This window comes from Hydrophilobacter chitinilyticus (genome assembly GCF_049860745.1).
In the GTDB taxonomy this organism is placed as follows: domain Bacteria; phylum Pseudomonadota; class Gammaproteobacteria; order Burkholderiales; family Burkholderiaceae_C; genus Rhodoferax_B.
Genome location: NZ_CP187561.1, coordinates 2,906,333 through 2,918,292 on the forward strand (window position 1 = coordinate 2,906,333; position 11,960 = coordinate 2,918,292).

The following is an 11,960-nucleotide window of genomic DNA, read 5'->3' on the forward strand; positions in this document are numbered from 1 at the left end:
TCTGGTGGACGGTTAGACCGAAGATGCAAAAGCCCAGCGCCGGCTGGCCACAAAGGTAACGGCGGCCACGGCGACCAAGACACTGGCCAGCACCACATCAAACCTCGCGTCGCCCAAGTGCAAAAGCGCGGCGACGCAGCCTTCATTCACCGCAAAGCCCAAAGCCGACACCAAAAAGAAGCGGCGCGCGGCGGTCCACAACTTGGCGCCCGACCGCTTGAACGTGAGTTGGTAGTGCCCCGAGAACGACACCGACAGCGCCACCAGCCAAGCCACCCCATTGGCCACCAGCGGACGCCAGCCGCCCAACTGCACCAGCAGAACCGCCACGCCCCAGTGCACTGCGGCGGCGGCCGAGCCTACCAACAAGAACCAAAAGACCTGCCTGTGCCTTGACGCTGCGCGCGGCGAGGCCATCCGCTTATACGGAAGATCGCCGTCTGTGGTGGGGTGTGGTCGCGTCACGCTGAAAGTCGTAAAAAAATGCTACAAGTAAGGCGCGTGACTGTAAGCGCAATTGCGGGTTCGACCGTTGAAGGGGTAGCGAACAAAAACGGTTTTAATAAAACTTTACTAACACGCCGTATTTCGACTGACAAGTAAAAGTAAAATTTAGTAATGCTTTCCAAGCGAATCCGTCAGCAAATAGCAACACACTGCCTGTGGTGGTGTGCTGCGTGGGTGTTGCTGGCCGCTTTGCAACCGTTTATTGCCGTGCATTTTCGGCAAGACGGCTGGGAAGACGAGCCGGGTTTTCGCATTCGCACCGCCGGCACGGTGGCGCAATTCGAGCCCGATGACCGCGCCGACCATGGCCAAGACCTGGAGGCCACGGTTTTTGTGCCTACCTCTGCCGCCATCGATTTGCCGGACGCCCTGCAATCCGGGCTGGACGGCCTGATGTCCATGGTGTTCCTGGCACTGCCGCTGGTCGTTGTGCTGGCCTGGCTGGTGGTGCGGGTGGTCGATGTGGCCCCGCGTCGACCAGAGAGAAACAGCGGCCCACCACCGGCCCGACTATGTTGGCGCACCTTTCCGCCGCCAACCGCACCTCCCCTGACAGCCTGACTGACAGCGCCGCAAGGCGCTGAGTTTCCTGCTGCGCCCAGCGCAGCCGGACCCTCGGTTTTGGTTGAAAGGTCTCTTGTGAAATCTGATTTTGAACGGACGCCCGTAGGGGTGTCTGAACGCGCGAGCGTGTGGCTCGCAAGTGGCACCGGGTGGTGTGGCGGCGTTTTTGCCGACGACCGTTGCCCTGCTGTTTTGATCGCCTCGCGCAAGGAGGCGTCATGAACGCATCACAACACGCACTGTTCCAGTGGATTGCGGGCCTGGTTGCTGCGGCACCCTGGATCATCGACGCCGCGCGCGCAGCGGCCGTCGGCGGCGCCTGGGTTTCTGCGCTGCTGGTGGTGTGGGCGCTGTGGCGCCAGCCGCACGCGTGGCGCTATGTGTTGCTCAGTGCCGTTGCATGTGGCACGGCGACACTGCTGGCGCATTACACGGCGAACTGGCTCGGTTGGCCGCGACCCTTTGTGCTCGGGCTGAGTCCGGCCTACATTGCGCACCGGGCAAGCGGCTCCCTGCCCAGTGCCCATGCGGCGGCCATGTTCACCTTGGCCTTGATGTTCCGGGCGCGCCCGGCGCTGCGGCAATTGGGCAATGTGTTGGCTGTCGTAGCGCTGGTGACTGGCGGCGCACGTGTCTTGGTCGGGGTGCATTTCCCCATGGACATTGGCGCTGGCTTTGTGTTGGCTTATGGTGTTGCGACCATTTTTGGCGCGCTGTTGTCTTGGGCCCGTCGCGTCGCCAAAAAAATGGCTGGACTCAAGTCGCCGCAACACGCAAGCCAAACCTTGCCGGGAGCCGCGCCATGAGCTACGCCCAAACCAGTAAATTGTTTCCCACCGTTGTGGTGGCACCCAGCGCCAACGAAGCGCAAGTGGTGCAGGCTGAGTTGCATTTCGACGGTGCCGCGCTGCACCGGGGGCGCAGCCTGTCTTGCATCATTCCTTGCTACAACGAAGCTGGCAACCTCGACGCCTTGCTCGAAGCCTTGCGTCAAAAGCTCATGGCCACAGGCTTGGCGTGGGAAGTGATTGTGGTTGACGACGGCAGCCGTGATGGCACAGCCGTGGTGGCCGAAAAATGGTGCGCATTGCCGGGCTTTCGTTGCCTAGTGCTGTCGCGCAATTTCGGCAAAGAAGCGGCCCTTAGTGCTGGACTCAAAGCCGCGCGTGGCGACGCTGTGATCCTGCTCGACGGTGATCTGCAGCACTCGCCCGACCTGATCGACACCATGCTCCACCATTGGCGCCGTGGCGCCGAAGTGGCTTATGCCGTGCGCGAACAGCGTGACGATGAACACATCGCCAAACGCTGGGGCAGCCGCCTGTTCTATAAGATGCTGAGCTCGTCCAACCGCTTTGCAATCCCGAAGAACGCAGGCGACTTTCGTTTGATGGACCGCAAGGTGGTCAACGCCCTGTTGGCCTTGCCCGAGCGTTCACGCTTCATGAAAGGCTTGTATGCCTGGGTGGGATTTCAGGCAGTGGCCATTCCGTACACGCCTGCGCCGCGTTTGCACGGTAGCACCAAGTTCAGCCCGCTGCACTTGCTGGGCCTGGCGGTAGATGGCTTGACCTCGTTCACCACCTGGCCGCTGCGCATGGTGAGCTTCATCGGCCTGGCGCTGGCCATACCGGCGTTCACCTACGGCGCATTCCTAGTGGCCGACCATTTTTTGGAGGGCGATGCCGTTTCTGGCTGGACCACCATCATGGTCAGCCTGATGTTCTTCATCGGCGTGCAAATGATTTCGCTGGGCATTGTGGGTGAATACGTGGCGCGTATTTTTGAAGAGGTGAAGGGCCGGCCGCTGTATGTCGTCAAAAGCGATATCGGCCAAGGCTTGGAGGGCGAGGCGTTATGAATACCGCTGTTGTCTCTGGTGTTCAAACACGAACGCCGCCCATCCTGAAGGTGCTGCTCTTCGTTGGCCTGTGGCTGGCAGCCACGGCCTGGTTTCGGCCGCTGATGAACCCCGACGAAGGGCGTTATGCCGATGTGGCCTACGAGATGCTGCGTTCGGGCGACTGGCTAGTGCCGCGCCTGGACGGCATGCCGTTTTTCCACAAACCGCCGCTGTTCTACTGGATCAGCGCGGCAGCCATGTCGGTCTTTGGACCGTGCGAGTTTGCAGCGCGCCTGCCTTCGCTGCTTGGGGCAACGGGCGCCGCCGTCGCGTTGTGGGCCTTTCTGCGGCGCTGGAGTGGCGCGGCCACCGCACGCACGGCGGTGATTGTCTTGGTGACCATGCCGTTCTTCTTTTTGGGGAGCCAGTTCGCCAACCTCGACATGCTGGTGGCGGGGTGTATCTCTGTCACCATCTTGTGTGCGGTGCATGCGGCCATGGCCAAAGAGCAGGGTGCTGCGTGGCGCGGCGCGCTGGCCGGGGCGTTCGTGGCGGCAGCCTTGGGTGTCTTGGCCAAAGGTTTGATCGGGCTGCTGCTGCCAGGCGCCATCTTTATCGCCTGGTGCGTGTCCACGCGTCAGGGGCGTCACACCCGGCTGTTGTTTTGGCCCGTTGGTTGGCTGTTGTTCCTGGTCCTGGCTGGGCCCTGGTTCTGGAAGATGCAGGCGCTGTTTGCAAACTTCTTTGACTACTTTGTGGTGACCCAGCATTTCAGAAGATTTGCCACGACGGGGTTCAACAACCAGCAGCCGTTGTGGTTCTATCTGCCGGTCATCGCGGCACTGGTTTTGCCCTGGACTGCTTGGCTGTTGGTACCGCGCTGGCGTGGCGCCGTACGGCCTTCCACGCCGTTAAACCAGGTGGACTGGTTGATGATGATCTGGTTTGCGGTGATCGTGGTGTTCTTCTCGCTGCCCAAATCCAAGCTCATTGGCTACGTGCTGCCAGCGTTGCCGCCGTTGGCCTGGCTGGTGGCGCGCTGCACTTTGTCGGCCGCCAACCAACTACAGCGCCGCAACACCTGGGTGCGTTGGACAGCCGGGTTTAGCGTGGTCTTCTGCGCGGTGGCGCCTTTTGTCATCGGCCTGCATTCGACCCCCACCGGGGTACGGCTGCCGGTGCCCGAAGCCTTGAACCGAGGCGATCAGATCGTCATGCTCGACAACTACTTCTACGACGTGCCGTTTTACTGGCACCTGGCGCAGCCTATCCCCGTGGTAGCCGACTGGACGGCGTCGACTGTGGTGCAGCGCGACAACTGGCAGAAGGAGTTGTTTGATGCGGGCAGTTTTGCGCCGAAGTTGGCGCAGCGTTTGTTCGTTGCCCCGGCGGAGGTGGCTTCGCTGCTGTGCACACCCAAGACGACATGGTTGATCGGCCCGGCGGATGCCGAGAAGCGTTACCCATGGTTGGCCGATGCCCAAGTCACCCTGGTACGGCACGATGCGCGCGCCAATGTCTGGCGCTTCAATGCCGCACCAGGAACTGGGCTAGGCTGTGTGGCGGTCGCCGGTGCTGGTGGTGGTGGTCGTGGTGATGCGGCACCCGCAGAAAACCGTGTGAAACCATGAATAGCACCCGACGCATCTGCATCTGTGCAGACGACTTTGGCATGACCGATGGGGTCAACGCTGCGGTGTTGGAGCTCATTGGCCGCAAGCGGATTTCTGCCACCAGTTGCATGGTGCGGCGCGCGGCTTGGGCGCGTGGGGCGCCGTGGCTGCGCTCGGTCGACGCAAGCCAGGTCGACGTGGGCTTGCACCTCGATTTCACCTGGTCCCCGCAAGGGGGCAGCGCCGACCGCAGCCTGTCGGTGCTCATCGCCAAGAGCTACCTCGGCCTGCTGACAGCGGCTGCCGTGCGGCAGGAAATCAAAGAGCAACTCACGCGGTTTGAAGATGCCCTGCAGCGCGCTCCGGCGCATGTCGATGGCCACCAGCACGTGCACCAACTGCCGGTGATCCGCCATGCGTTGCTGGAGGAACTGGCTGCGCGTTATGGCAGCGCCTCGCCAGCGTTGCCGTGGTTGCGCAGCACGCGCCCTGGGGGTGGCGTACCGGACGGTGGCGTCAAGCCGCAACTGATCTACGCCCTGGGCGGCACGGCGCTACAAGCAGAGGCCCACAAGTACCGCATCCCCATGAGCCGTCGGCTCTTGGGGGTGTATGCCTTCAATGCGCAGGCCGGAAGTTATCGGCAACAGTTGCAGCAGTGGCTATATGCCTGTGAGGATGGCGACGTGTTGATGTGCCACCCGTCGAGTGTGGAGGAGGCTGGCGTCCCCCACGCGTCGGCGCGGCAGATGGAATACGCGGTGCTGCGGGGGTGCGTGTTTCCTGTGCTGTCGCCGCGTGGGCCGGTGCAACTGGTGACCAACTCGTCGTTGCTGTCAGTGGTCTAGGCTGAGGCACAACACCGCGTGTGATGATCAGTTGGCGACGCCGCCACCCAGCGCGCGGTACAGCGTGACCTGGTTATCCAGCGCCGTGAGGCGCGCGGTGACCAGGCTCTTCTGTGCGCTGTACAAGGTGCGTTGTGCGTCCAGTGCGTTGAGGAAGGTGTCCACACCTTTGACGTAGCGCGCGGTGGCGAGTTGGTAGCTGTCGTTGGCAGCCTCCACCAAGGCCTCTTGCGCGGAGAGTTGCTCGCGCATGGTGCCTTGGCGCGCCAGTGCATCGGCTACCTCGCGGAATGCGGTTTGCACAGCCAATTCGTAAGTTGAGACATAGAGCTTCTGCTGCGCTTCTGAATACGCCAGGTTGGCCTTGTTGGCGCCGCCATCAAAAATCGGCAAGCTCAACGCGGGCGCCAGCGACCAGACGGTGGCGCCGCCGCTGAACAGGCTGGTCAACGCCGCGCTGGCCACACCGGCGCTGGCCGTGAGCGACAGCGTGGGGAAAAACGCCGCACGTGCCGCGCCAATGTTGGCGTTGGCCGATTTCAACTGGTGCTCGGCTTGCAACACGTCTGGGCGCTGCAGCAACACGGTGGACGACAAGCCTGCTGGCACGGTGGCCAGGCTGCTTTTTGAATCAGGCAGTTCGGTGGGCAACAGCGCTTCAGCCACGGCGCTGCCCGCCAACAGTTCGAGTGCGTTGCGGTCTTGTGCAATGGTGGTGGTAGCGCTGGCCACGTCGGCGCGGGCTTGCTGGTACACGGTTTCGGCTTGGCGCACGTCCACACGCGAGGTCACGCCCGCTTCCAGCCGTTTTTGCGTCAGCGCCATGGAGTTTTGGGCGCTGGCCAATGTGCTTTGGGCAATGGCGAGTTGGTTGCGGTCGGCCGCCAGCGTGTACCAAGCAGTGGCCGTCTCCGCGATCAAGCTGATGCGTGTGGCGCGGGCGGCTTCTTCGGTGGCGAGATAGGTTTCGAGCGATGCATCGCTCAAGCTGCGCACCCGGCCAAACAGATCCAGCTCGTAGGAGCTGATGCCGATGTTGGCGCTGGCGGATTCCGCGATGCCGGTGGCCGTACTACCGTTATTGCTACCGGTGACCGTGCCGCGCGCCCGTGTGCCGCTCACGCCGGCGTTCACCGTGGGCAATTCGGCCGCCCGTTGGACGCGGTACTGCGCGCGAGCGGACTCGATGTTGGCGATGGTTTTGCGCAGGTCGCGGCTGTTGTTCAGTGCTTGGGCTATGACGGTGCGCAGCCGCTCATCAAGGATGAAGTCGCGCCATGGCATGTCGGCGGCTTTCGCCGTTGCAGCCGCTGCAGCCGTTGGCGTGGCGTAGGCCGCGCCCGTGGGCCAGGTGGCGGCCACAGGCGAGGCCGGTTGTTCATAGGTTGGCGCCATGGTGGAGCAGGCGCTCAACACCAGGCTCGCCACCAGCGTCAGGAGGTGTTTGTTTGTCATGTCAGATTCCTTGGGGCGCTTCGTTGTGTGCGGGCACCGCCGTCGCCGTGCGTTGGCTGAAAGCCTTGCGCACCAGCACAAAAAACAGCGGCACGAAGAAGATGGCCAACACCGTGGCGGTGAACGTGCCGCCCACAATGCCCGTGCCAATGGAGATGCGGCTGTTGGCGCCCGCGCCGCTCGACAAGGCCAGCGGCATGACCCCGGCGATGAACGCCAGCGAGGTCATCAAGATGGGTCGCAAGCGCAAACGTGCGCCTTCAATGGCCGAGGCCACCAGGCCCGTGCCGCGCTGGAAAGCCGCTTCAGCAAACTCCACAATCAAAATCGCGTTTTTCGCCGCCAGGCCAATGGTGGTGAGCAACGCAACCTGGAAGTACACGTCGTTTTCCAGCCCACGCAAGGTGGCGGTCAACACCGCACCCACCACGCCCAGTGGAATCACCAGCAGCACCGATAGCGGCACCGACCAGCTTTCATACAAGGCTGCCAGACACAGGAACACCACCAGGATGGAAATGGCATACAGCATGGTCGTTTGGCCGCTGGCCAAGCGCTCCTGGTACGACAGGCCGCTCCAGGCAAAGCTGCTGCCCGAGGGCAGTTGGCCGGCCAGGGTTTCCATTTGATCCATGGCCGTGCCGGAGCTGACGCCGCTGGCGGCCGAGCCCTGGATGGCGTATGAGGCCAGCCCGTTGTAGCGCGACAGGCTTTCCGGCCCATACGTCCACTCGGTGGTGGCAAAGGCCGAGAACGGTGTCATCGCATTCGAGTCGCCACGCACGCGCCATTGGTTGATGTCGTCGGGTTTGGCGCGGAAGGGCGCGTCGGCCTGCATGTAGACCTTCTTCACGCGGGCACGGTCGATGAAGTCGTTCACGTAGGTGCCGGCCCAGGCCGAGCTCAGCGTGGCGTTGATGTCGTCCAGCGACAAGCCGAGCGACAAGGCCTTGGCCTGGTCGACGTTGACCTTGAGCTGCGGTGTGTCTTCCATGCCGCCCGCGCGCACGGCGCTGAGCTGTGTGTCTTTGCTGGCCGACGTCAGCAGGCTGTCGCGCATGGTTTTCAGCGTGGCGCGGTTGGTGCCCGCGTCGGCCTGCAGTTGGAACTCGAAGCCGTTGGATTGGCCCAGGCCTTGGATGGCCGGTGGGTTCAACGCAAACACCTGCGCGTCACGCACGCTGCTGAGAGCTTTTGTGGCGCGGCCAGAGATGGCATCGGCGCGGTTTTGCGCACCGCTGCGCTGGCTCCAGTCTTTGAGCGACACAAAGGCCATGCCGGCGTTTTGCCCGCTGCCGCTGAAGTTGAAACCCGAAATGGTGAAGATGGCTTCGGTGTTGTCTTTCTCCTCGATCAGGAAGTGTTGCTCTACCTGCTTGGCCACGTCCATGGTGCGGCTCACCGAGGCGCCCACGGGCAGGGTGTATTGCACCATGGCTTCGCCTTGGTCTTCGGTCGGCAAGAAGCCGGTAGGCAGGCGCATGAACAATACTGCCAACGCGCCCAGAATCAAACCGTAGACCAGCATCCAGCGCAGCGGGGCCTTCAACATGCGGGTGACACGGCCCTCGTAGCGGCCCAGCAGACGGTCGAAGGTGCTATTGAACTTGCGGCTTAACCAACCGGCCAAGCCGCGCGCCGAAGCTTCGCCTTCGTGATGCTTCAAGAGCGTGGCGCAGAGGGCGGGCGTCAGCGTCAACGCCACCACCACCGACAGCGCCATCGACGACACAATGGTGATGGAGAACTGGCGGTAGATCACGCCGGTCGAGCCGCTGATGAACGCCATGGGCAAGAACACCGCCGACAGCACCACGGCAATGCCGACCAGCGCGCCGGTGATCTCTTGCATCGACGCAATGGTGGCCTCGCGTGGCGAGAGGTTCTTCTCGCGCATCAGCCGCTCGACGTTTTCCACCACCACAATCGCATCGTCCACCAGCAGGCCGATCGACAGCACTATGCCAAACATCGTCAAGGTGTTGATGGAATAGCCAAACACCGACAGCACGCCAAAGGTGCCGAGCAGCACCACCGGCACGGCAATCGCCGGGATCAAGGTGGCGCGCCAGTTCTGCAAGAAGACGAACATCACCACCACCACCAGGGCGATGGCTTCAAACAGCGTCTTCACCACTTCTTCGATGGAGATCTTGATGAACTTGGTGCTGTCTTTGGGGTAGGCCACTTGGTAGCCCGTGGGCATGCCGGGCTGCAGCTTTTCAATGGTGGCGCGCACACGTGTGGAGGTGGAGAGCGCATTCGCGCCAGGCGCCAATTGCACTGCCAGGCCAGAGGCCGGGTGGCCATTCAGGCGCGTCACGTTGTCGTAGCTTTCGCTGCCGATCTCCACCCGTGCCACGTCACCCAGGCGCACCATGGCGCCGTTGCTGTCGTGCTTGACCACGATGGCGCGAAACTGCTCGGGCGTTTGCAGCTTGGACTGCGCCGTCACCGTGGCATTCAGTTGCTGGCTGCTGGCCGCTGGCAGCGCGCCAATCTTGCCGGCCGAGACTTGCGCGTTCTGCGCCTCGATGGCGGTTTGAATGTCGGATGGCATCAGGCTGTAGCCCGCAAGCTTGGCCGGGTCGAGCCAGATGCGCATGGCGTATTGCGAGCCGAAGACCTGCACACCGCCCACACCATCGACGCGGGCGATGGGGTCTTGGATGTTGCTCACCAGGTAGTCGGCAATGTCGGTGGCGCTGGCCTTGTCGGTGACGTCATACAGGGCGGCAATCATCAAGAAGTCGGTCTGCGACTTGGTGACGGTCACGCCCAATTGCTGCACGGCATTGGGCAACCGCGTCAGCGCTTGCTGCACCTTGTTTTGCACTTGCACCTGCGCGGTGTCGGGGTTGGTGCCTTGCTTGAAGGTGACGTTGATGCTGGCACTGCCGGCCGAGCTGCTGCTCGACGAGAAGTACAACAGACCGTCCAGCCCGGTGAGCTGCTGCTCCAGAATTTGCGTGACGCTGTTCTCCACCGTTTCGGCGGAAGCTCCGGTGTAGGTGGCCTGGATGCGCACGGTAGGTGGCGCCACATCGGGGTATTGCGCCACGGGTAGCGAGGTGATGGACGCGGCACCGGCCAGCATGATGGCGATGGCGATGACCCAGGCGAAGATGGGCCGGTTGACGAAGAAGCGGGCGAGCATGGTTTAACGCTCCGTTGTGGTTTTGGCTGCCGAAGACAGGGCCACTGCCTCGGCCTTGTTCGCGCCAACTTCTACTGGCTCTACCGTGTCGCCCTCGCGCACCTTGTTGCAGCCCTCGACCACGAGGCGGTCGCCAGCTTGCAAGCCACCGGACACCAACCATTTGTCGTTGATGGCGCGTTGCGTGGTGACGGTGCGGCTGGCGATTTTGTTCTCGGCCGTGACCACCAAGGCGGTGGCATTGCCCTTGGGGTCGCGGTTGATGCCTTGTTGCGGCGCCAGGATGGCGGCCGGGTCTACGGCCTGGTCGAGCAACGCATGCACGTACATGCCGGGCAGCAGGGTGCCATCGGGGTTGGGGAATTCGGCGCGCAGCGTCACCGAGCCGGTGGCTTCGTCTACCGCCACCTCGGCAAACTTCAGCTTGCCGGGCTTGGCGTAGGCGCTGCCGTCTTCGAGCTTCAGGCTCACGTTGGCGCTGCCAGCCTTGAGCGCGCCCGAGGCGAGTGTGCGGCGCATTTGCAGTAGCTCAGCGCTCGATTGGGTCAAGTCCACATACATCGGGTCGAGCGCGCGGATGGTGGCCAGCGCCGTGGTCTGGCTGGCCGTGACCAAGGCGCCGGGCGTGACGCTCGACTTGCCAATGCGCCCCGTGATGGGTGCGCGCACCTGGGTGTAGTCGAGGTTGATACGTGCTGTGGCCAGCGCAGCCTTCTTTTGCGCCACGGCCGCGACAGCTTGTTCGGCAGCGGTGTGGGCGTCGTCCGCATCTTGTTGCGACACACCTTCAATCGCCAGCAGTTCGGCGTAGCGCGTGTCCTTGAGTTTGGCGGCGGCCACGGCGGCCTCGTCGCTGGCGAGGTTGGCACGGGCTGCGTCAGACGCGGCTTGGTAGCTGGCGGGGTCGATTTCATACAGCACCTGGCCGGCTTTGACCAAGGCGCCTTCTTCAAATTTGCGCGCCTTCACGATGCCGGTGACCTGCGGGCGCACTTCCGACACCAAGGCCGCGGTGGTGCGGCCAGACAGTTGGTTTTGCAAGGCCACGGCTTCGGTTTTGAGGGTGACCACGCCCACTTCGGTGATGCCGCGTGCGGGTGGGGCTGCTTTGTCGCTGCAGGCGCCAAGCACCAGCGTGGCGGCCAAGATCAGGGTGGTGGTTTTCATGGTGAACGGCTTGTCCTACGGCGTCCTGAACGGGACTGGAGATGAATGTAAATTTGAGTGTGAACGTTCATTCTCAATTAAAATAAGATCACTACCATTGCGCCGAGGTAAAGAAACGTGAACCGCAAAGCCAGCTCCACCGCGCCAAGTGCAGACCAAGAGCAAGCCAATATCACCAAACCACTGCCGCGCCCGGCCAAGGCCGAGCGCGACGAATTACGCCGCAGCGAAATTGCCGCTGCGGCCCGTGTGTGTGTGGTGCGCCACGGCTTCCACGCGGCCAGCATGGCGCAGATTGCCGAGCAGGCGAAGATGAGCGTGGGCCAGATCTACCGCTATTTCCCCAACAAGGAAGCCATCGTCTACGACATCGTCGAGCGCATCGTCTCGCAGCGCCTGGCGTGGATTGCCAGCAGCGCACGCCAAACCGACCTGGCGGGCTTTTTGGCGTCGCGCATGTTTGATGAAGACGCTACCCAGATCGAAGACCGCGCCTTGCTGCTGGAGGTGACGGCAGAGGCCACACGCAACCCCGAGGTGGCCGAAATCGTGAAACGCGCCGACCGCCGCCTGCACGCCGAAGCCATCGCCGCCGTGCGCGTGGACTACCCTGAGTTGAGCAACCGCGACGCAGCGGCGCGCGTGGAATTCATGGCCGTGCTGACCGAAGGCACGGCCTTTCGCCGGGTGACGGAGCAACCGGCCGAGTCGGCTGCGCTCGAGGCTTTGTACCGGGAGGTGATTGGGCGGCTGTTCCCGCCGAAGGCTGCTGTGCCGAAGAAGCGTAAAACGTCTTGAGGAGGTGG

General features: G+C 62.9%; 10 protein-coding genes. 6 read left to right on the forward strand and 4 right to left on the reverse strand.

Annotation, left to right across the window (positions count from 1 at the left end):
* Window positions 1–12 precede the first annotated feature (12 nt).
* The gene (locus tag ACPWMG_RS12845; RefSeq protein WP_483305024.1) at window positions 13–369 is read right to left on the reverse strand and encodes a GtrA family protein; all 357 of its coding nucleotides are present in this window, start codon (window positions 367–369) and stop codon (window positions 13–15) included.
* A gap of 249 nt (window positions 370–618) precedes the next feature.
* Here ACPWMG_RS12845 and ACPWMG_RS12850 point away from each other — a divergent pair, with 249 nt between their 5' ends.
* The 5 genes from ACPWMG_RS12850 (at window position 619) to ACPWMG_RS12870 (ending at window position 5,375) form a co-directional block, all read left to right on the forward strand.
* On the forward strand, window positions 619–1,068 hold the full coding sequence (locus ACPWMG_RS12850) for a hypothetical protein (protein ID WP_483305025.1): 450 nt from the start codon (window positions 619–621) through the stop codon (window positions 1,066–1,068).
* A gap of 221 nt (window positions 1,069–1,289) precedes the next feature.
* Complete coding sequence (locus tag ACPWMG_RS12855) at window positions 1,290–1,877, forward strand: phosphatase PAP2 family protein (RefSeq protein ID WP_483305026.1); 588 nt, start codon at window positions 1,290–1,292, stop codon at window positions 1,875–1,877.
* Window positions 1,874–2,932 carry a glycosyltransferase family 2 protein gene (locus ACPWMG_RS12860; protein WP_483305027.1) on the forward strand — a complete coding sequence of 353 codons (1,059 nt, stop codon included), beginning with the start codon at window positions 1,874–1,876 and terminating at the stop codon, window positions 2,930–2,932. Before ACPWMG_RS12855 ends, ACPWMG_RS12860 begins: the two co-directional genes overlap by 4 nt.
* Window positions 2,929–4,545: an ArnT family glycosyltransferase gene (locus ACPWMG_RS12865; RefSeq protein ID WP_483305028.1), complete on the forward strand. Its 1,617-nt coding sequence runs from the start codon at window positions 2,929–2,931 to the stop codon at window positions 4,543–4,545. Before ACPWMG_RS12860 ends, ACPWMG_RS12865 begins: the two co-directional genes overlap by 4 nt.
* Window positions 4,542–5,375 carry a ChbG/HpnK family deacetylase gene (locus ACPWMG_RS12870; RefSeq protein WP_483305029.1) on the forward strand — a complete coding sequence of 278 codons (834 nt, stop codon included), beginning with the start codon at window positions 4,542–4,544 and terminating at the stop codon, window positions 5,373–5,375. Before ACPWMG_RS12865 ends, ACPWMG_RS12870 begins: the two co-directional genes overlap by 4 nt.
* Before the next feature lie 27 nt (window positions 5,376–5,402).
* Here ACPWMG_RS12870 and ACPWMG_RS12875 read toward each other — a convergent pair whose 3' ends face one another.
* The 3 genes from ACPWMG_RS12875 to ACPWMG_RS12885 are packed head-to-tail and all read right to left on the reverse strand — an operon-like array spanning window position 5,403 to window position 11,154.
* Complete coding sequence (locus ACPWMG_RS12875; RefSeq protein ID WP_483305030.1) at window positions 5,403–6,830, reverse strand: efflux transporter outer membrane subunit; 1,428 nt, start codon at window positions 6,828–6,830, stop codon at window positions 5,403–5,405.
* 1 nt (window position 6,831) lies between these two features.
* Window positions 6,832–9,987, reverse strand: a complete 3,156-nt coding sequence (locus ACPWMG_RS12880) for an efflux RND transporter permease subunit (protein WP_483305031.1) — start codon at window positions 9,985–9,987, stop codon at window positions 6,832–6,834.
* A 3-nt stretch (window positions 9,988–9,990) separates the two neighbouring features.
* Window positions 9,991–11,154, reverse strand: a complete 1,164-nt coding sequence (locus ACPWMG_RS12885; RefSeq protein ID WP_483305032.1) for an efflux RND transporter periplasmic adaptor subunit — start codon at window positions 11,152–11,154, stop codon at window positions 9,991–9,993.
* Between the two features lie 117 nt (window positions 11,155–11,271).
* On the opposite strand from ACPWMG_RS12885, the gene ACPWMG_RS12890 reads away from it, so the two are divergent.
* Window positions 11,272–11,952, forward strand: a complete 681-nt coding sequence (locus ACPWMG_RS12890) for a TetR/AcrR family transcriptional regulator (RefSeq protein WP_483305033.1) — start codon at window positions 11,272–11,274, stop codon at window positions 11,950–11,952.
* The last annotated feature ends 8 nt before the right edge of the window (window positions 11,953–11,960 follow it).